Source organism: uncultured Brachybacterium sp. (assembly GCF_947500705.1).
Lineage (GTDB): Bacteria > Actinomycetota > Actinomycetes > Actinomycetales > Dermabacteraceae > Brachybacterium.
On sequence record NZ_CANMSY010000006.1, the window covers coordinates 18,616 to 45,392 of the forward strand.

The following is a 26,777-nucleotide window of genomic DNA, read 5'->3' on the forward strand; positions in this document are numbered from 1 at the left end:
GATGCCGAGGGCGGAATGACCTCTGTGGGCACACCGGTGAACGGGATCCCCGGACGCCTGGACTCGAGGGGCGAGGCCGGGCGCGCGAGGCCGGCACCGGGGAGCGGAGCCGGCGGAGCAGAGCTCAGGTCGCGGGAACCTCGGCCAGCGGGGAGACCACCGCCAGCAGCCGCTCCCGCAGCGCGTCGGCCCTCGTCGCCAGCGCCCGCTGCCGCCGCACGTACTCGGCTTTGCCCGCCGGGGTCTCGATCGCGACCACCCCGTAGCCCAGCGGGCGCACGTCGTAGGGGCTCGCCTCCATGTCCAGCACCCGGGTCTCGCGCGCATGCTCGAAGCAGTCGAGCACGAGCTCCGACGGCACCAGCGGCGTGAGCTTCATGGCCCACTTGTAGAGGTCCATCCCGACGTGGAGGCAGGCGGGGTTGTCGTTCTCGACCTGCAGGGCGCGGGTGGGCTCCGACGCATTGCGCGGCGTGGCCGACGGGGTGAAGAAGCGGAAGGCATCGATATGGGAGCACACCAGGTTCTCCCGTTCGACGACCGCGTCGGTCTCCGCCGGTGAGAGCCGCAGCGGAAGATCCTCATGACGCTGCTCGCCGCCCGGCACCCGGTGCACCATCGCCCACTCGTGCAGGCCGAAGCAGCCGAACTCCGGTCGCCGCCGTGAGAGCGAGGACGCCGAGAGCAGCCGCGACATGAAGCCGAGCGCGTCACCGCGCTCGGCGAGGTATCGCGTGACATCGGCGCGACGCAGTGGCATGTGCCGGGGGTCGTCGAGGTACCAGGAGCGATGCCCTGCCTCGTCCAGGTCCGCGATCGCGGGACTGCCGTCGGCCCCGACATCCGCCGTCGCGTCGTAGGCGGCGTCCCATCCGGGGTGCCAGCGCCGCAACCGGGCGGGGGAGAACGGGTAGTAGGTGAACAGGAAGTCCTCGACCGCGTGCTTCTCGCCTCGGAGGCGCCGGGCGCGGTGGGCGGCGGTCAGCGCGTCGGCCCGGTCCTCGTGCGCGCGGCGGGCCTCGGTGGCCTCCTCGGCCGACAGCGTGCACGCCGGGGCGGCGAGGTGCGGGATGTTCACGGGGCCTCCGGGAGCGGGTGGGTGGACGACCGAGCCATCCTATGAGTACCCACGGTTCCTCCCCAGCGGACCACCATCCACAGAGTGGCGATCGCCATGGCCTCGCGCCGTCGAGTCTTCCTACGGTGGTCCTCATCCCGCGACAGAGCGTCGCAGGGGGAGGAGCGACCGAGATGCCAGGTATCGACTACGACTGCGCCGGCTGCGGCCATCGCCATGAGGGGGCCGACGGCACAGTGGCGAACCCCTGGCCGCTGATCGAGTTCACCCGCCCCGAGGTGTACCTCCGGATGGACTCCTGGGAGCAGCTGACCCGCACCCGGTCCACCGATGAGCTGTGCCTGATCGACAACGGCCGCTCGGTCGACTGCTATCTCACGGGGTATCTGTCCCTCCCGGTCCTCGAGGAAGCGGCGATGCTCGTCTACATGCCGTGGGTCCAGGTGAGGGAGAAGGACTATCTCGATCTCGTCGAGCACTGGGAGCAGCCGCACTATCGCGGGGACTATCTCGGCACGCTCGCCAGCGAACTTCCGGGCTGTGAGGACTCGCTGTCCGTCCCCGTACGGGTGATCGCTCCCGCGCGGAGGGCGCCCCTGGTCGTGCCGGAGCTGACCTCCGGGCACGCCCTGGTGCGCGAGGAGCAGGAGGGCATCAGCCGGCAGGAGGCCGAGCTGCGACTTCGGTCGATGCTGCTGGAGGACCCGGAGCACTGAGCGAGGAGTCGGCGAACTCACCGCTCCGCATCAGCAGCACCAGCCGCAGAAGACCGCTCAGGCCGTTCAGACCTCGTCGAAGGGGGAGCTCTCGCCCTGCTCACCCCGGGCAGCGCCCTCGGCCAGCAGCTCGCGCACGCGGGGGATCACGACGGTGCCGTACAGCTCGATCGACTCCATCAGCTGCTGATGCGGCATCGGCCCGTTCGCGTACTTCAGATCGAACCGGTCCACGCCGAGCGTGCGGATCGTCGAGGCGATCTTCTGCGCGACCGTCTCAGGAGAACCGGCGTACAGCGCGCCATGCTGCATCTCGGCATCGAACTCGGCGATGCCGGACGGGCCCCACCCTCGCTCGCGCCCGATCTCGTTGCGGTTGTGGATCCAGTGCGAGGCCAGCTGCTCCCGTGCGGTCGCGTCATCGGCGGCGATATGGCCGGGGGAGTGGACGCCGACGGGGAGGCTGTCGTTGCCCAGCTTCTCGTTCGCCTCATGGAACAGTCGGACGTACGGGGCGAAGCGATCGGCGGATCCGCCGATGATCGCGAGCATCAGGGGCAGGCCGTGGCGAGCCGCCCGCACCACCGAGTTCGGGCTGCCGCCGACCGCGACCCAGGTGGGCAGTGCGCGCTCGAGCGGCGGATAGAGCGACTGCTGCGTCAGAGGGGACCGTGTGGTGCCGGACCAGGTGATCGGCTCCCCCTCGATCGCGGCGACGAGAAGGTCCAGCTTCTCCTCGAAGAGGGTCTCGTAGTCCTGCAGCGCGAACCCGAACAGCGGGAACGACTCCGTGAAGGAACCACGCCCCACCGTGAGCTCGGCGCGGCCCTGCGAGAGTGCATCCAGGGTCGAGAACCGCTCGACCACTCGCAGCGGATCGTCGGAGCTGAGCACGATCACCGCGGTACCGAGGGTGATCCGCTCGGTCCGTGCGGCGAGCGCAGCGAGCACGATGTCAGGGGCGCTGATGGCGAAGTCGGGGCGATGGTGCTCCCCGACGGAGAAGTGGTCGATGCCCACCCGGTCCGCGAGCTCCCCCTGCGCGATCACATCGCGGATCACCTGGGAGGCGGGGACGGGATCTCCGGACTGGTCGAGGGTGACATCGCCGAAGGTGTCCAGTCCGAAGGTCAGCCGTGAGGGCTCGATGGCGGTCGTGGTCCGCGTGGTCGGATCGGGCATGAGGGTGCTCCATTCTGCGGCGCAGGCACCTGCACCGCGAGGGTCATTGATGATTCAAGTATAGCCCAGGGGGTGCTGGACGGGAAGGGTTCAGCCCTGCGGTGCAAACGGTGGACGCCCGCGGACGGGGACTGCTCCCCATCGACGCCCTGGGCGATCCCCCTGCACGATGAGCGGACTCGCACGGTCCGCGCCGGCCTCCTGGTCGACCCTCCCGGACGGTGCACCGATGTGGAGGTCACCCCATGCGTCAGCGTTCGCGCACCCTCGTCCGCCCGCTCGTCCTCGCCGCCGGCGCCGGTCTCGCGCTCGCCGGCTGCGGAATGCTCGGCGACGGATCGGTCCCCGCGGAGGATGTCGAGACCCAGGTCACCGATCAGCTCACCGAGCTCGTCGGCCAGGCCCCCGAGGACGTCTCGTGCCCCGAGGACCTCCCCGCCGAAGAGGGCGCGGAGATGACCTGCGTGCTCAGCGCGGGCGACGAGACCATCGACGTCATGGTCATCGTCACCTCGGTCCAGGACAGCGAGGTGACCTTCGACATCGAGGTCGCCGAAGAGGTCAACGGCTGACGCCCTAGACTGACGGGCATGCGTATCGCCCGATTCACCACCGGTGAAGACCCCATGTACGGCATCGTCCAGGAGAAGGACGGCCGGGACATGGTCTATGGGATCACCGGTGACCCCCTGTACACAGAGATCCGACCCACCGGCACCGTCGTGCCGCTCGAGGATGTGCGCCTGCTGGCGCCCGTCATCCCCCGCTCCAAGGTGGTGTGCGTCGGCCGCAACTACGCCGCGCATGCCGCCGAGATGGGCAACGAGGTGCCGGAGCAGGCCCTCTACTTCCTCAAGCCCAACACCGCCGTCGTCGGCCCCGGCGATCCGGTGGTGCTGCCCTCCTACAGCCAGGAGGTGAGCCTCGAGGCCGAGCTCGCCGTGGTCATCAAGCGGATGGCCAAGAACCTCGCCCCCGAGCAGGTCGCCGACCATGTGCTCGGGTACACCTGCGCCAATGACCTCACCGCGCGCGATGCGCAGCGGGAGGAGGATCAGTGGTTCCGGGCCAAGGCCTTCGACACCTCGTGCCCCATCGGGCCCTGGATCGAGACCGATCTGGATCCCGCGGCCGGTGTTGGGCTCGCCATCTCCAGCGCCGTCGACGGCGAGATCGCGCAGCAGGGCAGCACTGCGGACATGGTCCGATCCGTCGCGGAGCTGATCGCAGAGATCTCCTCGGTGGTCACCCTGCTGCCCGGGGATCTCGTCCTGACCGGCACTCCGGCCGGGGTGCGCAGCGTCCCCGCCGGCGTCTCGGTCGACATCACCGTCGAGGGAATCGGCACTCTGACCAACCCGATCGTGCGCCGTTGAGCGGCACGCCCTCCTCCCTCGACCTCGACAACGCCCTCGACACCTCCTCAGGAGCATCTCGCGTGACCACCGCCCCCGCCTCGATCTCGACCCCGACCGGCACCGCCGACGAGGTCCGCGTACGCTTCTGCCCCAGCCCCACCGGCACCCCTCACGTGGGGATGGTGCGCACCGCCCTGTTCAACTGGGCCCATGCCCGCCATCACGGCGGCAAGCTGATCTTCCGCATCGAGGACACCGACGCGGCGCGCGACAGCGAGGAGTCCTACCACCAGCTGCTCGACGCGATGCGCTGGCTCGGCATCGACTGGGACGAGGGCGTCGAGGTGGGCGGACCCGACGGCCCCTACCGTCAGTCGCAGCGCGGGGACATCTACCAGGACGTCATCGAGAAGCTGAAGGCGTCCGGGCACATCTATGAATCCTTCTCCACCGCGGAGGAGATCGTGGAACGCCACAGGGCGGCGGGCCGCGACCCGCAGCTGGGCTACGACGGCTACGACCGCGACCTCACCGACGAACAGAAGGCCGCGCTCCGCGCCGAAGGGCGCGAGCCCACCTGGCGGCTGCGAATGCCCGAGGAGGACATCACCTTCACCGACATGGTGCGCGGTGAGATCACCTTCAAGCACGGCACCACGCCGGACTTCGTGGTGGTCCGCGCCAATGGCAAGCCGCTGTACACGCTGGTCAACCCGATCGATGATGCGCTGATGCGGATCACCCATGTGCTGCGCGGCGAGGACATCCTGTCCTCCACCCCTCGTCAGATCGCGCTCTATCGGGCACTGATCGAGATCGGTGTCGCGCAGCGGATGCCCGAGTTCGGACACCTGCCCTACGTGATGGGGGAGGGCAACAAGAAGCTCTCCAAGCGCGACCCCCAGGCGGATCTCTTCCTCTATCGGGAGCAGGGCTTCATCCCCGAGGGCATGGTGAACTACCTGTCTCTGCTGGGCTGGGGCTACAGCGCTGACGAGGACATCTTCAGCCGCGCCCAGCTGGTCGAGCGCTTCGATGCCTCGGCGGTGAACCCCAACCCGGCTCGCGTGGACCTCAAGAAGGCCACCGCCATCAACGCGGACCACATCCGGCTGCTGCCGGAGGCGGAGCTCGCCGAGCGCCTGCTCCCGTACCTCCAGGCCGGTGGGGTGCTGGGCGAGGACGTGACCGAGCAGCAGCGCGCACTGGTCGCCGCGGCCACCCCGCTGGTCCAGACCCGCATGAACCTCCTCGGCGAGGCACCCGAGCTGATGGGCTTCCTGTTCACCGCCGACGAGGACCTCGAGGTCCAGGATGATGCGCTGAAGAAGCTCGGCGATGATCCCGCCGCAGTGCTCGAGCGTGCGATCACCGAGGTCGAGGCGATCAGCGAGGATGCCTTCACGGCAGAGGCCCTCGAGCCGGCGCTGCGGGGAGCGATCGTCGACGACATGGGGGTCAAGCCCCGCCTCGCCTTCGGACCGCTGCGCAGCGCGATCTCCGGGCGCAGGATCTCCCCGCCCCTGTTCGAGTCGATGGAGCTGCTGGGCAAGCCGTCGAGCCTCGCCCGCCTGCGCTCGCTGCACGCTCGGCTGGCCGCAGAGGGCTGAGGTGGGGTGACCTCGGGGGCGCTGTGGGGCAGGGTGCCGAGCCTCACAGCGTCCAGGGCCCTTCTCGCTTTGTACTCCGAACGAGAACCCGGTAGAGTCTTACCTCGGTACGGCATGCAGAACGGTTCGGAAATTCCACGGAAACCACCGGGGAACAGCACGGAAATTACTGCAGAAAGTACTTCTCACCATGGGGTATGGTGTAATTGGCAACACAGCGGTTTCTGGTACCGTCGTTCTAGGTTCGAGTCCTGGTACCCCAGCGCTACGCGGCACGTCAGTGCCGCACGGCCCGCGCCCCGTTCGTCTAGCGGCCTAGGACGCCGCCCTCTCACGGCGGTAACACCGGTTCAAATCCGGTACGGGGTACGACGCGAGATCCTCGGATCTCGCTCCAGCCCCGTTCGTCTAGAGGCCTAGGACGCCGCCCTCTCACGGCGGTAACACCGGTTCAAATCCGGTACGGGGTACGAGCAGGAGTCGACACTTCCCAGTGTCGGCTCCTTTCGTCATTCCCCGCCGTGCACCGGTCGAGCAGAGTATCGTCGTGACATGACGCACAGCACTGGTCCCCGAATCACGGTCGGTGTGTTCGATGCCGACGAATCCGATCAGGCGGTCCGCTGGGCCGCCTTCCATGCCGCAGCAGTCGGCGGCACCGTCCATCTCGTCCACGCCTTCGTCTGGACCGAGCTGGATGTCAACATCGACCCGATCTCGGGGATGGCGGGCTCCGGCTTCCGCAATGCCGCCCACAGCCTGATCCTCGACGCCACCCGGATCATCCGCGAGTCGCACCCCGACCTTTCCGTCACCTCGGAGATCGTCGACGGCAATGCGGTGCCGGTGCTGGTCCAGGTCAGCAAGGAATCCGATCTGCTGGTGCTCGGAGGCCGCGGCCTGGGGCGCCTGATGACACTCATCGTCGGCTCCAAGAGCCTCGCGCTGGCGGCGCGCTCGTACTGCCCGGTGGTGGTGGTCCGCGGCAAGGTCGACGGCTCAGGGCCGATCGGTCTGGTGCATCACGAGATCGCGACCGAGGTCGTCACCCGGGCTGCGGACCTCGCAGAGGCCTATCAGCGCGACATCCACCTGGTGGTGCGCCCGGAGACCACGCCCGAGCAGGCGCAGGAGATCCTCGCCGGGGTGGCGCAGCGGATCTCGCTCACGCATCCGGGGGTTTTCGTGCGGGATGTGACGATCGCCGCCTCCGACAGTCCGAAGCAGCTGGTCCAGGCCAGTGAGGACGCCTGCCTGATGGTGGTCGCAGGGGAGCGCTCAGCGAGTGCGGGGGGCAAGGTTGCCGCGCCGCGCCAGCTGGTCAACGTGCTGCGCTTCGCCAACACTCCGGTCTGGGTCGAACGGGACTGATCACCCTCAGGCGCCGGCGCGGCGCAGCAGCTCGGTGAGATGGTTCGCCGAGCTCATGACCGAGGCTGCATGGAGGCGCCCCGGCTGGCGGGTGATGCGCTCGATCGGGCCGGAGATGCTCAGGGCTGCGACCACTCGGCCGTTGGGGCCGCGGACGGGGGAGGAGACGGAGCCCACGCCGGGCTCGCGCTCGCCGATGGACTGCGCCCATCCGCGTCGCCGCACGGCGGAGAGCTGAGTCGCGGTGAACCGGGCGCCGAGCAGCCCTCGGTGCAGGCGGTCGGGCTCCTCCCAGGCCAGCAGGATCTGTGCGGCGGAGCCTGCTCGCATGGTCAGCGCCGCACCCAGCGGCACCGAGTCCCGCAGTCCGATCGGCCGTTCGGCCGCGGCCACGCAGATGCGGTGATCCCCCTGGCGGCGGTAGAGCTGGGCGGATTCGCCGGTGTGATCCCGCAGCGCGGCGAGCACGGGACCTGCTGAGGCCAGCAGGCGGTCCTCCCCGGCGGCGGCGGCGAGCTCTCCCAGGCGCGGGCCCAGGACGAACCGTCCCTGCATGTCGCGGGCGACCAGATGGTGGAACTCGAGCGCGACGGCGAGTCGATGTGCGGTGGGACGGGCGAGGCCCGTCGACTGCACGAGCTGAGCGAGCGTCGCAGGGCCTGCTTCGAGGGCGCCGAGGACGATCGCCGCCTTGTCCAGCACGCCGACTCCGCTGCCGTTCTCCTCTGAGGTCTTGTCCATGCTCCGATACTGCCGTCTTATTTGGTGAGACGCAAGTGCATCGCATCGTGGACCCGCCCACCATGGGGACAGCACTCGCACCCAGAGTGCATCTCAGCATTCAGCAGCGCGCCCAGATCCAGGGCGCAGGGAAGGATCGACATGGCGGGGACCCTCGCGGAGAAGGTCTGGGCGGATCACGTGGTCCGTCGCGGAGAGAACGGCGAACCGGACCTGCTGTACATCGACCTCCAGCTCCTGCACGAGGTGACCAGCCCGCAGGCCTTCGATGGCCTCCGTCAGGAGGGCCGCGCGCCGCGCCGGATCGATCAGACGATCGCGACCGAGGATCACAACACCCCCACGATCGACATCGACAAGCCGATCGCGGACATCACCTCGCGCACGCAGATCAACACCCTGCGCCGCAACGCCGAGGAGTTCGGCGTGCGCATCCACTCGCTCGGCGACGTCGACCAGGGCATCGTCCACGTCGTCGGCCCCCAGCTGGGCCTGACCATGCCCGGCATCACCGTGGTGTGCGGAGACTCCCACACCTCGACCCACGGCGCCTTCGGGGCCCTGGCCTTCGGCATCGGCACCAGCGAGGTCGAGCACGTGCTCGCCACCCAGACCCTCCCGCTGAACCCCTTCAAGACCATGGCGATCACCGTGAACGGCTCCTTGAAGCCGGGTGTGACCGCGAAGGACATCATCCTCGCGGTCATCGCCAAGATCGGCACCGGCGGGGGTGCGGGCTATGTGCTCGAGTACCGCGGCGAGGCGATCCGCCAGCTCTCCATGGAGGGCCGGATGACGATCTGCAACATGTCCATCGAGGCGGGTGCACGCGCGGGCATGATCGCTCCCGACGAGACCACCTTCGAGTACGTCCAGGGCCGTCCCCACGCGCCGCAGGGCACGGACTGGGACGAGGCCGTCGCCTACTGGAGGACGCTGCGGACCGACGACGACGCCACCTTCGACACCGAAGTGTTCATCGACGCCGACGCGCTCGAGCCCTTCGTCACCTGGGGCACGAACCCGGGCCAGGGCCTGCCGCTGTCCGCGTCGGTCCCGGCGCCCGAGGACTTCACCGATGACAGCGCCCGCAACGCCGCCGAGCGTGCGCTGGAGTACATGGACCTGGTCCCCGGCACCCCGCTGAAGGACATCAAGGTCGACACCGTCTTCATGGGCTCGTGCACCAACGGTCGCATCGAGGACCTGCGCGCCTTCGCCTCGGTGCTCGAGGGGCGGCGCAAGCATCCCGACGTGCGGGTGCTGGTCGTTCCCGGCTCGGCCCGGGTGCGCCTGCAGGCCGAGCAGGAGGGGCTGGATCGCATCTTCCTGGACTTCGGAGCCGAGTGGCGTCAGGCCGGCTGCTCGATGTGCCTGGGCATGAACCCTGACCAGCTGGCACCCGGTGAGCGCGCCGCCTCCACCTCGAACCGCAACTTCGAGGGTCGCCAGGGCAAGGGTGGCCGCACCCACCTGGTCTCCCCGGTGGTGGCTGCCGCCACCGCCGTGCGCGGCACCCTGTCCTCGCCGTCGGACCTCGGCGCGGACTCCGCGCCCTCCGACCTCCAGCCCGTCGCCTGACCAGGAGCATCCCCATGGAAGCCTTCACCACCCACACCGGCATCGGCGTCCCGCTGCGTCGCAGCAATGTAGACACCGACCAGATCATCCCCGCCGTCTATCTCAAGCGGGTCACCAAGACCGGCTTCGACGACGGCCTGTTCAACGCCTGGCGCACCAACGATCCCGAGTTCGTGCTGAACCAGCCCGCCTACGCGAAGGGCTCGGTGCTCGTGGCCGGCCCGGACTTCGGCACCGGCTCCTCCCGCGAGCATGCGGTCTGGGCACTGCGCGACTATGGCTTCAAAGCGGTGCTGTCCACCCGCTTCGCGGAGATCTTCCGCGGCAACGCCGGCAAGCAGGGTCTGGTCGCCGGCATCCTCTCCCAGGACGATCTCGAGCAGCTGTGGAAGATCCTCGAGGAGAACCCCGGCACCGAGGTGACCGTCGACCTGGAGAACCTTCAGGCCCATGCCGGAGACAGCACCTTCCGCTTCGAGGTCGACGACTACACCCGGTGGCGCCTGATGGAGGGCCTGGACGACATCGGGCTGACCCTGCGCCATGAGCAGGACATCACCGATTTCGAGGCGACGCGTCCCTCCTGGATGCCGAAGACCCTGCCGGTCCGCACGGCGGATTCGGACTGAGGGTCTCTGACCGAATGCCCCTGGGACCGGGAGCCGGTTTCCGGCTCCCGGTGCGGTCCCTCCGGTATGGTGAGCCGGTCAGAGAGCGGCGTCCACGGGCGCCCGAACGTCGAGGCAAGGACACCATGAGTTCGACATTCCATGTGCGCGGAGGACGGCCCCTCGACGGTGAGATCACTGTGCGTGGGGCGAAGAACCTGGTCTCGAAGGCGATGGTCGCGGCGCTGCTGGGGGAGGGGCCGAGCATCCTGCGCTCGGTCCCCGACATCTCCGATGTGCGGATCGTCTCGAAGCTGCTCTCGATCCACGGGGTCAAGGTCGAGCATGACGTCGCCGAGGGCACGCTGCGGCTGGATCCCTCGAACGTCGAGCGCGCCCATGTGGCCGACATCGACGCCCATGCCGGCAGCTCGCGCATCCCGATCCTCCTCTGCGGTCCGCTGCTGCACCGTCTCGGCGAGGCGATCATCCCCGACCTCGGCGGCTGCCGGATCGGTGACCGCCCCATCAACTATCACCTCGATGTGCTGCGCAACTTCGGTGCGGTCGTGGACAAGCGCGAGATGGGCATCTACATCACCGCGCCGAACGGCCTGAAGGGCGCCAAGGTCCACCTCGAGTACCCGAGCGTGGGCGCCACTGAGCAGGTGCTGCTCACGGCGGTCCGCGCCCAGGGCATCACCGAGCTCACCAACGCCGCGGTCGAGCCCGAGATCGAGGACCTGATCGCGGTGCTGCAGAAGATGGGCGCGATCATCTCCCTGCAGACCGACCGCACCATCACGATCGAGGGCGTCGACCGCCTCGGTGGATACGAGCACACGGCGCTGACCGACCGCATCGAGGCGGGCTCCTGGGCCTGCGCGGCACTGGTCACCAAGGGCTCCGTCTTCGTGCGCGGAGCCCAGCAGAAGCCGATGGCGACCTTCCTGAACATCTTCCGCAAGATCGGCGGTGGGATGGAGATCGGCGAGGACGGCATCCGCTTCTTCCACCCCGGCAACTCGTTGAAGGCCATCGCGCTGGAGACCGATGTCCATCCCGGGTTCATGACCGACTGGCAGCAGCCGCTGGTGGTCGCCCTCACCCAGGCCGACGGCATCTCGATCCTCCACGAGACGGTGTACGAGAACCGGCTGGGGTTCACCTCCGCGCTGAACGACATGGGCGCCCGCATCCAGGTGTATCGCGAGTGCCTGGGTGGTTCGAGCTGCCGCTTCGGCCGCTCCAACTACAACCATTCCGCAGTGGTCTCCGGCCCCAACTCCCTGCATGGAGCGGATATCACCGTCCCCGATCTGCGAGGCGGCTTCTCCTACCTGATCGCCGCGCTGGGCGCCGAAGGGGTCTCGACCATCCGCGGCATCGATCTCATCGATCGCGGGTACGAATCCTTCCGCGACAAGCTCGACGCCCTCGGCGGCGAGTTCTGGGAGGAGAGCTGATGGCGGCCCAGGAGCTGCCTGACGGCCGGATCTCCGGCCCGGTGGCCGGGGCAGCGGGATCCCTCGCGCTGCGGGACATCCCGATCCCCGACTACTGCGATGTGGTGATCGTGCCCACCGCCGGAGTCGACGAGTCGGACCCCCGGGTCTGGGCGGACGCGATCTTCTCCCACGAGAACACCCCGCTCACCTCCCGGGGTCTGCGGGCTCTGCGCGATGAGGCCATCCGTCTGTTCGACATGGTGCCGCCGCCGCAGAAGGAGTTCATCGCGGATGAGGTGCTCGGCTCCGAGGCGCTGATCATCGACGACGACGACAAGCTGACGGTGCGCATCGGGGTCGCACTGCTCCCCGGTGGCCAGCTGCTGCAGGTCACCACGGCGGTGAAGTTCCGCTCGGTGCGGGGCCGTCTGGCCTTCGCCCCGCGCCGGCTGATGCATGCCGCCGCGGTCAACACCCTGGCCCGGCGGGCTCCCACCACCCTGCGCCGACGCGCCCTGGCGGGCGACCCCGCCGCCGCCTCGCTGACCGGACAGGTCTCGCGGAAGGCGCTGGGCAGAGGCCCTTCGGCTGCGCGATGACCTCCCTGCTGCGCAGCTGGGACATCGGCTCCGCCCGGAACCCCGCGCGACGGGCAGGGCTCGTGATCGCTCTCGCCCAGCTCCCGCTGCGCCCCCTGATCACCCTGCTGTCCCGTCCCCGCTGGGAGGGAGTCGAGCACCTGCCCGAGGAGGCGGGGGCGATGATCGCCTGCGGGAACCACCTGAGCGCCTTCGACGCCTTCGGTTACGGACATCTCCTCCAGGCCCACGGGATCGCGCCGCGCTTCCTGGCCAAGGAGGCCATGTTCCGGGTGCCGGTGCTCGGTGCCCTGCTGCGCGCGGCGCGCCAGATCCCGGTGCGGCGCGGCACCTCCCGCGGCGGGGACGCGCTGGCCGATGCCCGCGCCGCCCTCGAGCGCGGCGAGCTGGTCATGCTCTTCCCCGAGGGCACCTATACCCGGGATCGCGCACTGTGGCCGATGCAGGGCCGGCTCGGTGCCGCCCGGCTCGCTCTGGAGACCGGCACCCCGCTGCTCCCGATCGCGACCTGGGGCGGGCGGGCGCTGTGGCCCGTCGGCTCGCCCTTCCCACGACCACGGCCCGGCCGGCACGTGCAGACGCTCGTGGGCGAGCCGTACACCGTCGCCCGCCGTGACGGTGAGAACCTCCAGCAGGCCGCCCGGCGCGTCACCGAGGAGCTGATGGCGAAGATCGCGGAGCTGCTGGGACAGCTGCGCCACGAGCAGCCCCCGCGACGGCTCCACGACGGCAGCACGGATGCCCATCGCCCCGAGGTGGGCAGACCCCAGCACGGATATCGAGCCTGGAAGCAGATCTCATGACATCGACACCCCGCCTCGCTGTGCTCGGCGCCGGAAGCTGGGGCACCACCTTCGCCCAGGTGCTCGCCGATGGCGGTGCCGAGGTGACCCTGTGGGCCCGCCGTGAGGAGATCGCGCGCGAGATCCGTGAGGAGCATCGCAACAGCACCTACCTCGGAGAGCATCGGCTTCCCGAGTCGATCCACGGGACCTCCCGGCTCGAGGAGGCGCTCGAGGGAGCCCACGGACTGGTGGTCGCGATCCCCGCGCAGTCGATGCGAGCGACCCTCGACCCCTGGCCCGAGCTGCCCGAGGTGCCGGTGCTGTCGCTCACCAAGGGTATCGAGCGCGGCACCGATGCCCGCATCAGCCAGATCCTGGGCGAGGCCGGGGGAGTCGACCCGGAGCTCGTCGGCGTGCTCTCGGGCCCGAACCTCTCGGCGGAGATCCTCGAGCGCAGGCCCTGCGCGAGCGTGGTCGCCGCCTCCTCCCCGGAGCTGGCGGATGTCCTGGCCACCTGGAGCGAGGCGCCGTACCTGCGCGCCTACACCTCGACCGACGTGATCGGCGTGGAGATCGCCGGAGCGGTCAAGAACGTGGTCGCGATCGCGGTCGGTGCGGCGGTGGGGCTCGGTCACGGCCACAACACCACGGCCTCCCTGATCACGCGCGGGCTCGCGGAGATCACCCGGCTCGGGGTCGCTCTCGGCGGCCGGCGGGAGACCTTCTCCGGTCTCGCCGGGATGGGGGACCTGGTGGCCACCTGCTCCTCACCGCTGAGCCGCAACCATCGTCTGGGCCTCGCCCTCGGCCGGGGTCTGGACGTCGGTGCGGCCGCCGCCGAGGTGGGACAGACCGCCGAGGGGGTCGCGACCGCCCGCGCCGTGGCAGAGCTCGCCGCTCGGCTCGACGTGGACGTGCCGATCACCCGCGCGGTGGTCGCGGTCGTCGATCACGGCGCTCGTATCGAAGAGGTCACCACGTCCCTGCTGGCGCGCTCGGTGCGCCCGGAGTGACCAACAGTGAATATCCTTGGCCCATGAGAACCACCGTCGCCCTCCTGTTCGGCGGCCGCAGCGGGGAGCACGGCATCTCGTGCGTGACCGCCGGCGGCATCCTGGCCGCGGTCGATCGCGAGCGCTTCGACGTGATCGCGATCGGCATCACCCGCGAGGGCCGCTGGATCCACGTCTCCGACGATCCGAGCGACTGGACCCTCGTCGACGGCCGCGCCCCCGAGGTGGACCCCTCCGGGAACGAGGTGCTGCTGCCCAGCACCCGCCATCGGCCCGGAGAGCGGATCACCCTGCGCACCGTCCGCGACGGCATGGTCCACGACCTCGCGGACATCGACGTGGTGTGGCCGCTCCTGCACGGCGCCTACGGCGAGGACGGCACGGTCCAGGGAATGCTCGAGATGCTCGACATCCCGTACGTGGGCAGCGGAGTGCTCGCCTCGGCTGCAGCGATGGACAAGGCGGCGACGAAACTCGTCCTGCGCGCCGTCGGCCTCGAGTGCGCCCCCGGCATCGTGGTCCACGAGGACGGCTGGGCGAGCGAAGCCCACCGCATCGCCACCTATCTGCGCAGGAATCATCCGCTGCCGTGGTTCGTCAAGCCCGCCCGGGCCGGGTCCAGCCTGGGCGTCACCAGGGTGACCGATCCCGCTGAGCTCGGGACCGCGGTGAAGAATGCCTTCGCCGAGGATCCCAAGGTCCTGATCGAGGAGGGGCTCGACGGCCGCGAGGTCGAATGCGGTGTGCTGCAGGGACGCGACGGCGGGGAACCCAGCACCACCCTGCCCGGCGAGGTGAAGGTCGGGGATGACCTCGAGTTCTATGACTACGAGGCGAAGTACTTCGGCAAGGGCACCGTGAGCATCGACGTGCCCGCCGGCCTGCCTGATGACCTGCTCGAGGAGGCGCGCGAGGTCGCCTCCCGCGCCTTCACAGCGCTCGGTCTGGAGGGCCTGGCGAGAGTCGACATGTTCGTCACCCGGGACCGTCGGGTGCTGATCAACGAGGTCAACACGATGCCGGGCTTCACCCCGTACTCGATGTTCCCGGTGCTCTGGGAGCACATGGGGATGAGCTATGCGGACCTCATCGCCGCGCTGATCGAGCAGGCGCGGAAGCGCCGCCTGGGCCCTCGCTGAGCATTTGGCGCGACCGGGACGCGGCTGTGCGCTGCTGGTCGGGGCGCAGCTGGTCGGGACGCTACTGGTCGGGCTGGTCGCCCGGGCCGATGCAGAAGTCCGTCGCCTCGATGTTCCGGCTGACCACCTGGGAGAGGGCCAGCGCCGCACCCGAGGGCTGATCGGGCGCGGCCGACCTCGGCACCGTGATGTCGATCGCGGGCTCCCGGCCGTAGGTCGTGTACAGGAACATCTCGCCCTCGAGCTCGCGCACGATCCAGTCCACCTCGACCCCATTGCCATCGGCGAGCGTGGTGCAGAGGTCGGTGGTGGGTCCGGGCGGGGTCACCCCGCAGCGCATCACGACCGTGTCCTCCCCGCTGCCCCAGGCGGCCGTGCCCTGGCTCGAGGTCTCCGCCCGCTCCATGCCCAGCACCTCGGGAGGGGCACCGATCACGATGTCCGCACAGTCCGGGTTGGCGGCGTCGGCCCCCGCAGGCACCGTGACGGTGCCGCACGAGACCAGGCCCAGGGCCAACAGGCCGGCGGCAGGGAGGGCGAGCAGACGAGAGCGGAGCACCCCGCGAGCCTATCGGTCCGGCAGACTGGGGGCATGCCAGGCAACGCCCCCGACGACAGCACCCTGCACGACAGCACCTCCCGCAGCGAGGCCGCTCTCCTCGCCCGCATGCTCCCGCACCTGAGCCACGGCCCCGAGGTCGAGGTGGGTCCGGGGGACGACGCCGCGGTGGTGCACCTGCCCTCTCCGCGCCTGGTGGTCACCACGGACTCGCTGGTCGAGGGTCATGACTTCCTGAGGCATGCCACCACCGCCCGCTGGATCGGGCACAAGGCAGCGGTTCAGAACCTTGCCGACATCGCCGCGATGGGGGCCCGGCCGCTGGCCCTGGTGGTCGCGATCTCCGCCCCGGCCAGCACCCCGTCCGCGCTGTTCGAGGACCTGACGATCGGTCTGGCCACGCGCGCCGAGGCGGAGGGTGCGAGCATCGTCGGGGGTGACCTGGGCCGTGCGGACCAGCTGGTCCTCACGGTCACGGCGATGGGCTCGCTGCCGGAGGCGCAGCCGGCCATCTCCCGCACCGGCGCCCGTGCCGGAGATGTCCTCGCGATCGGCTCTCCCCGTCTGGGTCGCTCCGCCGCCGGGCTCGCCCTGGTGCTGGGGCAGCGGGCCCTGGTCCATGCCCCGGACGGCACCCACCCCACGATCATGCTCCGGGACATCGCAGACCCCTCGGCGGCGGAGCTGGTGCGCTGGCATGACGCCCCGGATCCCGACCTCTCGCTGGGGTGGACCGGCGGTCGCGCGGCGCACGCCATGATGGATCTGTCCGACGGGCTGGTCCGCGACGGCGGCCGTCTGGCCCGGGCGTCCGATGTCGCGCTCGATCTCGACCGCAGCGCGCTGGCCCCCGATATCGCGCAGCTCGCCGACCTCGCCACCGAGCTCGGCATCGACCCCTGGACCTGGGTGCTCCACGGGGGTGAGGAGCACGCGATGCTCGCCACCTTCTCCCCGGGCGAGGTGCCGGAGGGCTTCCGCCCGATCGGCCGGGTCCTGCCCGCCGGGCAGCAGGGTCCGACGGTGCTGCTGGACGGGTCGCGCATCGACGGGGAAGGGTTCGACCACTTCGCCTGAGCCCGACTAGGCTGGCCCGCGGCGCTCTCCGCGCCACGACCACCACCTGCTGGAGGAATTCTCATGCCGATCACCGTCAAGGCCCTGCAGAAGACCGGTCCGGATCAGCCGTTCCGCGTCACCACCATCGAGCGTCGCGATCCGCGCGCCGATGATGTGGTCATCGACATCGAGGCCGCCGGGATCTGCCACAGCGACATCCACACGATCCGCAACGAATGGGGCGAGGCGAGCTTCCCGCTGACCGTCGGCCACGAGATCGCCGGAGTCGTCTCCGCCGTCGGCGAGTCCGTCACCGACTGGAAGGTCGGGGACCGCGTGGGCGTGGGCTGCATGGTGAACTCCTGCGGGGACTGCGAGGAGTGCCGCGCCGACCAGGAGCAGAACTGCCTGAAGGGGAACGTCGGCACCTACAACGCGAAGGATGTCGACGGCACGATCACCCAGGGCGGCTACGCCGAGAAGGTCGTGGTGAATGAGCGTTTCGTGTGCCGGATCCCCGACGAGATGGCGTTCGACGCCGCCGCCCCGCTGCTCTGCGCGGGCATCACCACCTACGCCCCGCTGCGCCGCTGGGGCGCCGGCGAGCAGGTCGAGGGCCGTGCCAAGCGCGTCGCGGTGCTGGGCCTCGGCGGGCTCGGCCACATGGGTGTGCAGATCGCTGCGGCGATGGGCGCGGAGGTCACCGTGCTCTCCCGGTCGCTGAAGAAGGAGCAGGATGCCCTCGCGCTCGGCGCGCAGCGCGTCCTCGCCACCACCGAGGAGAACTTCTTCTCGGACCACCGCGGCGAGTTCGACCTGATCCTCAACACCATCAGCGCCGACATCCCCGTGGACCGCTATCTGCGCCTGCTCACGCCCCGCGGCGTGATGGCGGTCGTCGGCCTGCCGCCGACGAAGCAGCCCCTCAGCTTCGGCTCCCTGATCGGTGGCAGCAAGGTGCTCGCAGGCTCGAACATCGGCGGCATCGCCGAGACCCAGGAGATGCTCGACTTCTGCGCCGAGCACGGCCTCGCCGCGAAGATCGAGGTCATCGGGGTCGGGGAGGCGGACGCCGCCTACGACCGCGTGGTCGCCGGCGACGTCCATTTCCGTGCCGTGATCGACACCGCGACCTTCGCGGACGCCGCGGCGGAGTGAACGAAACAGCGAGCGAGAGAGATTGAGCGCCCCCTCCCGCCAGTTCCGCCCCACCACGGCGGCAGACGTCGTCCGCGACGGCCACCGCTTCGAGTGGCTGAAGCCCGACGGCTGGCGGGAGGGCTTCCGTGCCCTGGTGCTCGAGGTCGATGACCCGGAGTTCGAGGAACCGCGCGTGGTCGGCGTCGGCCGCATCGGCCCGAACACCGTCCATCCGGGCCAAGATCTGGTCGAGCTCGAGATCGAGGAGGGGCACCGGCGCCGAGGCCACGGAACAGCGCTTCTCCACGAACTTCGCAAATACAGCAATAATCCATTGTCCAGCAAGGTGGTGCCGGGCTCCGCGCGCGATGGGTTCCTCCGTGCTCAGGGAGCGGTGACCTATCTCGAGGTTCCGCTGCTCCGCGTGGACGTTGCCGCGGACCGCACGGCCCGCTGGTGCGCAGCGGTACGCGGAGGGGTGGACGTGGCTGCCCGCGTCGTGCCCTGGACTGAGCTCCCGCGCGAGCAGCTGATCGACGCCCTCACCACGCGCTACCTCTGGCAGCACGCCAGCTGGTCGCCGACGGCGCTGCGCGAGGTGATCCGCCCTGAGGTGGGGGAGGAGTTCTATGAGGAGTCCGTGCGCGAGCATTCCTGGGCGGTCCTCCGCGATGGCGAGATCACGGCATTGGCCGACCTCTACAGCACCGAGGGTGGCGAGGCGGGCGAGGCCGGTGACACTGTCGGCCACCACCGCGAAGGCGCCCTCGAGGCCGTTGACGCCGCGGTCCCGCACGCCCGGGCGGACGTCGCCCTCTGCCTCGCCGCCCTGCTCGAGGACCTGCGGGGGATGGGCGTGGAGACCATGGACTTCGACAACCATCCCACCGACCCGCACACCGCCCCGCTGCTGGCCACCCTGCGGCGCACCGAGATCGACCCCGTGCACCTGGTCGAGATCCCGAACGGCCTCACCGCAGTGCTGCGCGACGTGCCCTGAGGGCCAGCGCAGCCCTGAGTTTCAACGCAGGCGTCGCACCGGCAGTTCGGTCTCCACGGCGAGCCCGTCGGCCCCGCGCTCGATCCGGGTGACCCGGGCCCCGTCGACCTCCGCGACCGCCTCGACCAGCTCGGTGCCGCGGAACAGCAGCCCGGTGCCGTCGTCGGTGCACAGCGCGGTACCCAGCGTCCCGTCGGACACCAGCTCGCGCAGCAGCGGCCGCCGCCCCTCCCCGGAGTCCATGTGCACGCCATTGGCCCCGGGTAAGAAACCGAGCCCGTTCGTGACCGGCTGCAGGTCGGGTCCGAAGGAGTCGGTGACCCCGCCCTCGAACCAGCAGATCGACCCGGCGGAGATACCGGCCAGCACCACGCCGTCCTGCCAGAGGCGGTGGAGGATCTCCGGCAGGCCGTGAGCGCGCCACACGGCGAGCAGGTTCACGACCGAGCCGCCGTTCACCCACACCACGTCGAACCCTCGCAGGTAGCCCTCGATGTCCTCGACGTTCGGCTGGGCGAACAGGCTCAGGTGGTGCAGCTCGTATCCGGCCTCCCGCGCCGCCTCCTCCATGTCCCGCTGGAAGCCCTTGTCATCGCCGCTCGCGGTCCCGATGTGGCAGATCCGGGGCGGCCCGTCGGCGCGCGGCCCGCGCTCCTGCCCGAGCTCGAGCGCGAGGCCGATCATCGGCCCGAACCCGAAGCGCAGACGCCGGTGCGGCCGGTAGCCGGCGCTGGTGGCGAGGATGGTGGGGGCCGACGCAGGCATCAGGGGCTCCTCAGGAGATGATGGAAGATCCGAACGCTACCGGAGAATCCACGAGAGCCCCCACCCCGAAGGGTGAGGGCTCTCGTGGATGAAAGCTGTGCGGTCTCGCTCAGGCACCGAGCGTGCTGACCTTGCCTGCCTTGAGGCAGGAGGTGCACACGTTCACGCGCTTGCTGGTGCCGTTGATCACAGTGCGGACGGACTGGATGTTCGGGTTCCAGCGACGCGAGGTGCGGCGGTGCGAGTGAGACACGGACTTGCCGAAGCTCGGGGCCTTGGCGCAGATGTCACACGTGGAAGCAGCCACTGTCGTCTCCTGGTACGTCGATGTTCTGATCTCGGTGCCCGCTCCACCCCCGCGCCGGAACGGCGGGGTCGGTGACCTTGGGTGAGCACGGAGGTGCGACCCCCCGGAGGTCAGGGCAACCACGGAATCATAGCCCAGATGCTCCCGCGCCAGAAGCGAAGGACGCTTCCTCCCCATGTGGACTCCATCACGACACCGCCGGATGGTGGCACGATAGGGATCGCACGTCGCACAGTACCGGGCGGCGCACGCCGAGCACGAGGAGACGCCCGCATGGCCAGGAGGCACGAGTCCGCCCGTGGCTCGATGCCGCTCAAGGAGCTGCTGATCTCCAAGGAGTCCAAGGCCATGGCGTCCTTCGGGGTGTATGACCTGGACACGATGATGCGCTTCGCTCCGCGCCGCTATGTGGTGCCCGCTCCGCTGCGCTCCCTCCACGAGGTCAACGAGGGCGAGGCGGTCAGCGCCGTGGTCTCGGTGGTCTCGGTCCGGGATCGCGCGATGCGCAGTCGGCGCGGCTTCGTCCTCGAGGTGACCGTCTCCGACGGCATCGAGGACATGCCGCTCACCTTCTTCCTCACCAAGCCCCACCATGTCCAGTGGCATCGCAGCCGGCTCCCCCTCGGCGCGCTGATCACGGTGCATGGCACCGTCGGCTACGACGATTACCGCGAGTCCCTGCAAATCACCCACCCGGACTACGAGACGATCGAGGACACCGATGAGGGTCGCGCCTGGGCCCAGCGGCCCCGTCCCATCTACCCGTTGCGCCAGAACATCGCCCTGGCCACGATGCGCTCTGCAGTCGAGAAGGGCCTCGAGTTCGCCGACTCCCTCGCCCGTCCGGTGCCGGATGAGGTGATCGCCCGCCGCGGCCTGCCGCAGCTCGCCGAGGCGACCCGCCTGGTCCATACCCCGCTGACCGTCGAGGACACCCGTCGCGGGATGGCACACCTCCGCTACGAGGAGGCGTTCATCCTGCAGGCGATCTTCGCCCAGCGCCGCGCCCAGGACGAACGCACCCCCGCCCCGGTCCTCTCCGCCGAGGGTCCGCTGCAGCCCCTGCTCGATCAGCGCCTGCCCTTCACCCTCACCGACGGGCAGCGCGACATCGGAGCGATGATCCAGGAGCGCATCGGCAAGGATCATCCCACCAGCGTGCTGCTGCAGGGGGACGTCGGCTCCGGCAAGACGGTCGTCGCCCTGCGCGCGATGCTGCGCGCCGTGGATTCCGGCCACCAGGCCGCGCTGCTCGCCCCCACCGAGGTGCTCGCCGAACAGCACCATCGCACCCTGATGACCCTGCTCGGGGACCTCGCCCGCGCCGGTCAGCTCGATGGGCACGCCGCGGCGACCCGCGTGCGCCTGCTCACCGGCTCCCAGCGCACCGCTGGCCGCCGGGAGACCCTGCTCGACGTCACCTCCGGGCAGGCCGGGATCGTCGTGGGCACCCATGCCCTGCTCGCCGAGAAGGTCCAGTTCGCCTCTCTGGGACTCGTGGTGATCGACGAGCAGCATCGTTTCGGAGTCGACCATCGCCGCCGGCTGCGCGCCAAGGGCCCCGCCGGGCAGAGCCCCCACGTGATCGTCATGACCGCGACCCCGATCCCACGCACCGCGGCGCTCGCGACCGTCGGGGACCTCGATGTGCTGACCCTCGACGAGAGCCCGGGGCAGCGCGCCGGGGTCACCAGCTTCGTGGTCCACGAGAAGCTCCCGAAGTGGGAGCAGCGGATGTGGCAGCGCGCCGCGGAGGAGATCGCCGCAGGCCGGCAGGTCTTCGTGGTCTGCGCCCGCATCGATGAGGACGATGCTGCGGACGACGCACCCGCCCCCTCGATCCTCGACGAGAACGGCAGGGAGCAGGCGCCGAGTCTCGATCCCGCCCGCGGTGTCCTCCAGACCGCCCTGCGGCTCACCGAGCGGCCCGAGCTCACCGGGGCCCGCCTCGGCATCCTCCACGGCCGCCTCACCGGCGAGGAGAAGCAGGAGGTGATGGGGCAGATGGTCCGGGGCGAGATCGACGTGCTGGTCTCCACCACCGTGATCGAGGTGGGGGTCGACGTCCCCAATGCCTCGGTGATGATCATCCTGGACGCCGAGCGCTTCGGCGTCTCCCAGCTCCATCAGCTGCGCGGGAGGGTGGGTCGTGGTGAGCATGCCGGCATCGCCTTCTTCGACACCTCCGGTGTGCCGGGGAAGGAGCACTCCACGCACCTGCGGGCCATTGCGGAGACGACCGACGGCTTCGAGCTCGCCGAGCTCGACCTGCGTCGCCGTGGTGCCGGTGACCTGGTGGGGGAGGAGCAGTCCGGGCTGCAGCGCACGCTCAAGCACCTCGATGTCATCCGGGACGCCCGAGCCATCGAGCAGGCCCGCGAGGACGCCTTCGCCGTGGTCGCCGCCGATCCCGAGCTCACCACCCATCCCGTGCTCGCCGGCGCCATCGAGGACCGGCTGCGGGATGCCGACCCCGACGTGGAGAGGAGCTGATATGCCGCGCATCGTCTCCGGCACCCTCGGCGGCCGCACCATCCCCGGCCCGCCCGGCAAGGGCACCCGCCCCACCACGGACAAGGTGCGCGAAGCCCTGTTCAACCGGCTCGAGGGCTGGGACGCTCTGGCCGGTGCTCGCGTGCTCGACCTCTACGCGGGCACCGGGGGACTCTCCTTCGAAGCGCTGTCGCGAGGTGCCGAGCATGCTCTGCTGGTCGAGCTGCACGGACCGACGGCCAAGCAGCTGCGCCGCACTGCGGCGGACCTCGGACTCGCCGAACGCACGGACATCCGGATCGGCAGGGCTGCCGCTGTTGCGGCGCAGCTCGCGAACCAGCCTGCGACTCAGCCCGACAGTCATGCCGCCACCCTGGTCTTCCTCGACCCGCCGTATGACGTCACCACCGAGGCGCTCGAGCAGCTTCTGCTCACCCTCCGCCCCGCCCTGGCCGACGATGCAGTGGTCGTGATCGAGAGATCCTCACGCACCCGCCCCGTCGTCTGGCCCGAGGGGTGGGCCGACGACGGCAGCAAGGGTTATGGCGAGACCGCGCTGCAGTTCGGTGGCCCGGCCTGACACTGTCGGGCCCGGCCTAAATCAGAGGTACCTGACCGGTGCCTCCCGCCCCGGCGTCTCCCAGCGCTCACGGTGCTCGCTTCGGGGGATACACGGCCGCTCTCTCCACATTCCCGTGAAGTGCTTGCGGTGCGAGGTTTGTTGGGTACTCGTGAGCAACGGCTTCCTGATCTGCGTAAATGCGATACATGCGACGCGCGAGAGTGTTGGTGCGGAATTTTCCCTGCAGTGCATGCGGCCAAGTGACCAAGGAGTATCCCCAAATAGTGCACGAAATGTGGATATCTCGACTGTTCCTCCACCGACCATGGTTTTCCACAATTTCGTACGTTTGGTCCATTACTCTGGCGCATGTCGAGCAAGTGTTCTAAAATAAGAGGCATCGGTGGATGGTCTGTCTTCCCAGAAAGAACGGCCGGACTTGCCGCAGATCACGGGCCGCACATCACGAGCAGCGACGCAGAGAGGGGATCGCCATGGAGCAGCACGGCGCAGAGCCTCCTTGCATCACGGTGCGAGCCCGCAGCCCTCTCACCCCGACATCGCTCGTCGAACGCGCCGATGTCCTGCCCAGCACGCCTGAGGCGGAGACGGTGCTGCGGATCTTCCACCGCCGGCGGCAGGAGCATGCCGCCCTCTATGTCGCCGAGATGCGCGACCTCGCCTCCCTCTGGTCCGAGGACGACGAAGGAGACGAGAAAGCCCTCCACGCACTGGCGGCCGCTGCCGGACTGCGCATGAAGCTGCCCCGCGGCGAGGACCGCCTCCGAGATGCGCACGTCGCGGTCACCGATCTGCCCGCGTGCTTCGCACGCGTGGAGGAGGGCGCCCTGCCTGTGGACTGGTTCGACTGGCTGATCCGCAGCGTGCTGCGACTGACGCACGTCCAGCGCCGCCAGGTCGATGAACGGGTCGCGGCCTGGCAGCTCGAGGCGATCGACGTCGAGCGCTTCTACCGGGAGCTGCGCACGCTCATCGAATGGTTCGGCCGCGCAGCCGTCCAGGAGACCCCGCAGGAACAGCGCAGCGTGTTCATCCGGCCCTCGCCCGACGGCGACGGTACCGCCTGCATCATGATTCGCGGCCCGATCCCCGAGATCCTCGACTTCGGCCAGCGGCTCGACGCCGCAGCCCGTGCCGTCCAGGACGCCCAGCGCCATGCGCTCGAGACCGGCGCGCCGATCCCCTTCGACCTCGATGGCGACGCCGCCCGCGAGGGCAAGCACCTGTCGCTCGCAGCCCTGCAGTATGCGATCGCGGTCCGGTCGATGCTCGAGACCGGGGCGGTCGAAGTTCCCGCTCCCGCCTTCCGGATCTCTGTCGTCGTCCCCGTGCTCACGCTGCTCGGACTCTCGAATGCCCCTGCCACGCTGGATGGCAGGATCCCGATTCCGCCACGTCTGGCACGGGAGCTGGTCGCCAAGGCGCCCGCCTTCGAGCGGGTGCTCTCCGACCCGATCTCGGGGGACTACCCGCCCTGTGCCTCCCAGACCTACCGACCGTCCGCAGCGATGGCCGAGAATCTCCGCCTGATCGATCCCGTCTGCGCGGTCCCGGGCTGCACCCGCTCCGTGATGACCATCGGCGAGATGGACCACATCGAGGAGTTCGATCTCGAGAACCCGGCCCGCGGCGGACCCACCACGATCGCGAACCTCCACCGCCTCTGCAGGATCCACCATCGGATGAAGACCGCCGGACATCTCGATCCCGACCGAGATGAAGCCACCGGCACCACCCGGTGGGTGATCGGTGGCGCCGCCGTCTGCGACGTCGCCGGAACCACCGATCTGGTCACCCGGGAACTCTCCGAGAAGCTGCACCGCGCATGGGAGCAGTACAGCAGCGATCTCGAGTTCGAGGCCCTGACCAGCCTCGGAATCTTCGACGAGAGTCCCGCCGAGAGCGCGGACCGCGAGGAGGCATACCGGTGGGGGCTCCACCTCACCGAGTATTACTCCCGCCCTGAGTACGACGAGCACACCGATCCCGGGCCGCCGCCGCTGGCGTCACTGCCAGAACATCGCCCGCCGCCGTACTGAGCGCGCCGATACCCTGACCGGATGGCGCGCACGCTCACCGACTTCACTCACCTCGATTGGCCTCTGCGCGCGGACCGCCTGGTCCTGCGTCCAGGACTCCCTGAAGATGCCGCGGCGGTGTGGCCGTGGTTCCGTCGTCCCGAGGTGCAGGAATGGACCACCACGCTGAGCACTACCCCTGAGGATCATCAGCAGTGGTGGGACAGCACTCTCGACAGCTGCCTGGTGGGCCTGCTCGACGGTGAGATCCTCGCCTCCGGCAAGCTCGAGCGCCAGGACGCGTGGTCCCAGGCCGACATGAAAGACCAGGCCGCCGGGCAACAGGCCGAGATCGGGTGGGTCCTGGCACCCTCGATCCACGGCCGCGGATTCGGCACTGAGTTCGCCGCCGCCCTGCTCGGCCTCGCGTTCGACGGTCTCGGAGTACGCCGAGTCGAAGCATCGTGCTTCGCCGACAATCTTCCCTCGCGACGGGTGATGGAGAAGATCGGTCTGCGGCTCGAGGGCACCTTCCGCGAGGAATCCCTGCACCGCAGCGGTCGCTGGCTCGACGGGATGTCCTACGCGCTGCTGGCGAGCGAATACCGCGCACGCCAGAGCGGTGGAGCAGCAGAGCGGTGGAGCAGCAGAGCGGTGGAGCAACAGAGCGGAGGAGCGCGCAGCGGCGATACTTGAGCTATGACCACTCTCAGCGCCACCTTCACCGTCGACCTGACCCCCGCCGAGATGCTCCCCGGCGCCGCTGATCGCTTCGATCTGGCCAAGACCTGGACCGGTGACCTCGCGGGCACCTCCCGAGGGGTCATGCTCACCGCAGGGGACCCCGCGAGCGGCAGCGCCTCGTACATCGCGTCCGAGCTCTTCGAGGGCGTCCTCGACGGTCGCCGCGGCAGCCTCACCTTCCAACAGCTCGGCACCATGTCGGGCGGCGATCCGAACCTCCTCTATCTCATCGCCCCCGGCTCCGGCACCGGTGACCTCGCCGGAGTCACCGGCACGCTCACCATCGGCGTGATCGATGACGAGGGCGTCCACCAGGTCAGCATCGAGCTCGACTGATCAGCACCCGAGCTGATCAGCACTAGAGTGGCGATATGAGCACCGTCGTCCTGCCCGGCTCGTTCGATCCCTTCACCCTGGGACACCTGGATCTCACCCGTCGGGCCGCCGCCCTCGGCCACCACGTGATCATCGCCGTCTCCCACAACCCCTCGAAGCAGGGGACGCTGGATCTCGAGACCCGCAAAGCTGCGATCACCCGGACGCTCGAGGAGAGGGACCTCTCCCAGAGCGTCGAGGTCCGCACGCTTCCCCGGGGGCTGCTGGTCGACTTCTGCCGGGAGCTCGGTGCCAGCGCCGTGGTGCGCGGGCTGCGCTCCCAGCTCGACCTCGCCTACGAGGAGCCGATGGCGCGGATGAACCATCATCTCGCGGAGGTCGACACGCTCTTCCTGCTCACCGATGCGACTCTCTCCCACATCTCCTCGTCCCTCGTGCGGGAGGTGCACGCGCTCGGAGGTGACGTCTCCGACATGCTTCCCGCCCCCTCCATGGACGCTCTTCGCACCGCCTCCGCCGTATCCTGAGTGACCCCCTCGACACG

27 protein-coding genes and 3 tRNA genes are annotated in these 26,777 nt (G+C 69.6%); 24 read left to right on the forward strand and 6 right to left on the reverse strand.

Annotated elements, in window-relative coordinates:
* Positions 1 to 124: 124 nt before the first annotated feature.
* Positions 125 to 1,078, reverse strand: a complete 954-nt coding sequence (locus tag Q0937_RS11565; RefSeq protein WP_299303739.1) for a 3-methyladenine DNA glycosylase — start codon at positions 1,076 to 1,078, stop codon at positions 125 to 127.
* 173 nt (positions 1,079 to 1,251) lie between these two features.
* Here Q0937_RS11565 and Q0937_RS11570 point away from each other — a divergent pair, with 173 nt between their 5' ends.
* Complete coding sequence (locus Q0937_RS11570; RefSeq protein ID WP_299303741.1) at positions 1,252 to 1,794, forward strand: DUF2199 domain-containing protein; 543 nt, start codon at positions 1,252 to 1,254, stop codon at positions 1,792 to 1,794.
* Positions 1,795 to 1,860: 66 nt separating this feature from the next.
* Here Q0937_RS11570 and Q0937_RS11575 read toward each other — a convergent pair whose 3' ends face one another.
* Positions 1,861 to 2,976, reverse strand: coding sequence for an LLM class flavin-dependent oxidoreductase (locus Q0937_RS11575; protein ID WP_299303744.1), 1,116 nt, complete (start codon positions 2,974 to 2,976; stop codon positions 1,861 to 1,863).
* Positions 2,977 to 3,221: 245 nt separating this feature from the next.
* On the opposite strand from Q0937_RS11575, the gene Q0937_RS11580 reads away from it, so the two are divergent.
* The 7 genes from Q0937_RS11580 (at position 3,222) to Q0937_RS11610 (ending at position 7,315) form a co-directional block, all read left to right on the forward strand.
* Positions 3,222 to 3,548: a DUF4333 domain-containing protein gene (locus tag Q0937_RS11580; protein ID WP_299303745.1), complete on the forward strand. Its 327-nt coding sequence runs from the start codon at positions 3,222 to 3,224 to the stop codon at positions 3,546 to 3,548.
* Between the two features lie 18 nt (positions 3,549 to 3,566).
* On the forward strand, positions 3,567 to 4,352 hold the full coding sequence (locus Q0937_RS11585; protein WP_299303747.1) for a fumarylacetoacetate hydrolase family protein: 786 nt from the start codon (positions 3,567 to 3,569) through the stop codon (positions 4,350 to 4,352).
* A gap of 62 nt (positions 4,353 to 4,414) precedes the next feature.
* Positions 4,415 to 5,944 (forward strand): glutamate--tRNA ligase, encoded by a 1,530-nt coding sequence (gene gltX, locus Q0937_RS11590; RefSeq protein WP_299304063.1) that lies wholly within the window; start codon positions 4,415 to 4,417, stop codon positions 5,942 to 5,944.
* Positions 5,945 to 6,135: 191 nt separating this feature from the next.
* Positions 6,136 to 6,207 (forward strand) — tRNA-Gln (locus tag Q0937_RS11595).
* Between the two features lie 33 nt (positions 6,208 to 6,240).
* Positions 6,241 to 6,313, forward strand: a tRNA-Glu gene (locus Q0937_RS11600).
* Positions 6,314 to 6,341: 28 nt separating this feature from the next.
* A tRNA-Glu gene (locus tag Q0937_RS11605) sits at positions 6,342 to 6,414 on the forward strand.
* 82 nt (positions 6,415 to 6,496) lie between these two features.
* Positions 6,497 to 7,315, forward strand: a complete 819-nt coding sequence (locus Q0937_RS11610; RefSeq protein ID WP_299303749.1) for a universal stress protein — start codon at positions 6,497 to 6,499, stop codon at positions 7,313 to 7,315.
* Between the two features lie 6 nt (positions 7,316 to 7,321).
* Here the strand turns inward: Q0937_RS11610 and Q0937_RS11615 are convergent, their stop codons facing one another.
* Positions 7,322 to 8,056 carry an IclR family transcriptional regulator gene (locus Q0937_RS11615; RefSeq protein ID WP_299303751.1) on the reverse strand — a complete coding sequence of 245 codons (735 nt, stop codon included), beginning with the start codon at positions 8,054 to 8,056 and terminating at the stop codon, positions 7,322 to 7,324.
* Positions 8,057 to 8,197: 141 nt separating this feature from the next.
* On the opposite strand from Q0937_RS11615, the gene leuC reads away from it, so the two are divergent.
* The 7 genes from leuC (at position 8,198) to Q0937_RS11650 (ending at position 15,229) form a co-directional block, all read left to right on the forward strand.
* Positions 8,198 to 9,637, forward strand: coding sequence for a 3-isopropylmalate dehydratase large subunit (gene leuC, locus Q0937_RS11620; RefSeq protein WP_299303753.1), 1,440 nt, complete (start codon positions 8,198 to 8,200; stop codon positions 9,635 to 9,637).
* A 14-nt stretch (positions 9,638 to 9,651) separates the two neighbouring features.
* On the forward strand, positions 9,652 to 10,266 hold the full coding sequence (leuD, locus tag Q0937_RS11625) for a 3-isopropylmalate dehydratase small subunit (protein ID WP_299303756.1): 615 nt from the start codon (positions 9,652 to 9,654) through the stop codon (positions 10,264 to 10,266).
* Between the two features lie 125 nt (positions 10,267 to 10,391).
* A complete protein-coding gene (murA, locus tag Q0937_RS11630; protein WP_299303758.1) occupies positions 10,392 to 11,711 on the forward strand; it encodes a UDP-N-acetylglucosamine 1-carboxyvinyltransferase in 1,320 nt (439 codons plus the stop codon).
* Entirely contained in the window at positions 11,711 to 12,292 is a 582-nt protein-coding gene (locus Q0937_RS11635; RefSeq protein ID WP_299303760.1) for a hypothetical protein, read from the forward strand. The genes murA and Q0937_RS11635 overlap by 1 nt, the downstream gene beginning before the upstream one ends.
* Positions 12,289 to 13,095, forward strand: a complete 807-nt coding sequence (locus Q0937_RS11640) for a 1-acyl-sn-glycerol-3-phosphate acyltransferase (protein WP_299303762.1) — start codon at positions 12,289 to 12,291, stop codon at positions 13,093 to 13,095. The genes Q0937_RS11635 and Q0937_RS11640 overlap by 4 nt, the downstream gene beginning before the upstream one ends.
* A complete protein-coding gene (locus Q0937_RS11645) occupies positions 13,092 to 14,090 on the forward strand; it encodes an NAD(P)H-dependent glycerol-3-phosphate dehydrogenase (RefSeq protein ID WP_299303764.1) in 999 nt (332 codons plus the stop codon). Before Q0937_RS11640 ends, Q0937_RS11645 begins: the two co-directional genes overlap by 4 nt.
* 23 nt (positions 14,091 to 14,113) lie before the next feature.
* Positions 14,114 to 15,229, forward strand: coding sequence for a D-alanine--D-alanine ligase family protein (locus tag Q0937_RS11650; RefSeq protein ID WP_299303766.1), 1,116 nt, complete (start codon positions 14,114 to 14,116; stop codon positions 15,227 to 15,229).
* A 61-nt stretch (positions 15,230 to 15,290) separates the two neighbouring features.
* Here Q0937_RS11650 and Q0937_RS11655 read toward each other — a convergent pair whose 3' ends face one another.
* Positions 15,291 to 15,788, reverse strand: a complete 498-nt coding sequence (locus tag Q0937_RS11655) for a DUF3515 domain-containing protein (RefSeq protein ID WP_299303768.1) — start codon at positions 15,786 to 15,788, stop codon at positions 15,291 to 15,293.
* A gap of 33 nt (positions 15,789 to 15,821) precedes the next feature.
* Between Q0937_RS11655 and thiL the strand changes: the two genes are divergently transcribed.
* The 3 genes from thiL (at position 15,822) to Q0937_RS11670 (ending at position 18,987) form a co-directional block, all read left to right on the forward strand.
* On the forward strand, positions 15,822 to 16,865 hold the full coding sequence (gene thiL / locus Q0937_RS11660) for a thiamine-phosphate kinase (protein ID WP_299303770.1): 1,044 nt from the start codon (positions 15,822 to 15,824) through the stop codon (positions 16,863 to 16,865).
* Positions 16,866 to 16,928: 63 nt separating this feature from the next.
* Positions 16,929 to 18,005, forward strand: coding sequence for an NAD(P)-dependent alcohol dehydrogenase (locus tag Q0937_RS11665; protein WP_299303772.1), 1,077 nt, complete (start codon positions 16,929 to 16,931; stop codon positions 18,003 to 18,005).
* A 22-nt stretch (positions 18,006 to 18,027) separates the two neighbouring features.
* Positions 18,028 to 18,987 carry a GNAT family N-acetyltransferase gene (locus tag Q0937_RS11670; protein WP_299303774.1) on the forward strand — a complete coding sequence of 320 codons (960 nt, stop codon included), beginning with the start codon at positions 18,028 to 18,030 and terminating at the stop codon, positions 18,985 to 18,987.
* Between the two features lie 21 nt (positions 18,988 to 19,008).
* Here the strand turns inward: Q0937_RS11670 and Q0937_RS11675 are convergent, their stop codons facing one another.
* Both Q0937_RS11675 and rpmB read right to left on the reverse strand, forming a co-directional pair.
* Positions 19,009 to 19,752, reverse strand: a complete 744-nt coding sequence (locus tag Q0937_RS11675) for a peptidase E (RefSeq protein ID WP_299303776.1) — start codon at positions 19,750 to 19,752, stop codon at positions 19,009 to 19,011.
* Between the two features lie 109 nt (positions 19,753 to 19,861).
* Positions 19,862 to 20,059 carry a 50S ribosomal protein L28 gene (gene rpmB, locus Q0937_RS11680; RefSeq protein WP_299303778.1) on the reverse strand — a complete coding sequence of 66 codons (198 nt, stop codon included), beginning with the start codon at positions 20,057 to 20,059 and terminating at the stop codon, positions 19,862 to 19,864.
* A 273-nt stretch (positions 20,060 to 20,332) separates the two neighbouring features.
* On the opposite strand from rpmB, the gene Q0937_RS11685 reads away from it, so the two are divergent.
* The 6 genes from Q0937_RS11685 (at position 20,333) to coaD (ending at position 26,760) form a co-directional block, all read left to right on the forward strand.
* On the forward strand, positions 20,333 to 22,552 hold the full coding sequence (locus Q0937_RS11685) for an ATP-dependent DNA helicase RecG (protein WP_299303780.1): 2,220 nt from the start codon (positions 20,333 to 20,335) through the stop codon (positions 22,550 to 22,552).
* A gap of 1 nt (position 22,553) precedes the next feature.
* Complete coding sequence (gene rsmD, locus Q0937_RS11690; RefSeq protein WP_299303782.1) at positions 22,554 to 23,132, forward strand: 16S rRNA (guanine(966)-N(2))-methyltransferase RsmD; 579 nt, start codon at positions 22,554 to 22,556, stop codon at positions 23,130 to 23,132.
* A 476-nt stretch (positions 23,133 to 23,608) separates the two neighbouring features.
* Complete coding sequence (locus Q0937_RS11695; RefSeq protein WP_299303784.1) at positions 23,609 to 25,174, forward strand: HNH endonuclease signature motif containing protein; 1,566 nt, start codon at positions 23,609 to 23,611, stop codon at positions 25,172 to 25,174.
* 21 nt (positions 25,175 to 25,195) lie between these two features.
* Positions 25,196 to 25,849 carry a GNAT family N-acetyltransferase gene (locus Q0937_RS11700; RefSeq protein WP_299303786.1) on the forward strand — a complete coding sequence of 218 codons (654 nt, stop codon included), beginning with the start codon at positions 25,196 to 25,198 and terminating at the stop codon, positions 25,847 to 25,849.
* A 3-nt stretch (positions 25,850 to 25,852) separates the two neighbouring features.
* The gene (locus Q0937_RS11705) at positions 25,853 to 26,233 is read left to right on the forward strand and encodes a DUF3224 domain-containing protein (RefSeq protein ID WP_299303788.1); all 381 of its coding nucleotides are present in this window, start codon (positions 25,853 to 25,855) and stop codon (positions 26,231 to 26,233) included.
* Positions 26,234 to 26,268: 35 nt separating this feature from the next.
* A complete protein-coding gene (coaD, locus tag Q0937_RS11710; protein WP_299303789.1) occupies positions 26,269 to 26,760 on the forward strand; it encodes a pantetheine-phosphate adenylyltransferase in 492 nt (163 codons plus the stop codon).
* Positions 26,761 to 26,777 lie beyond the last annotated feature (17 nt).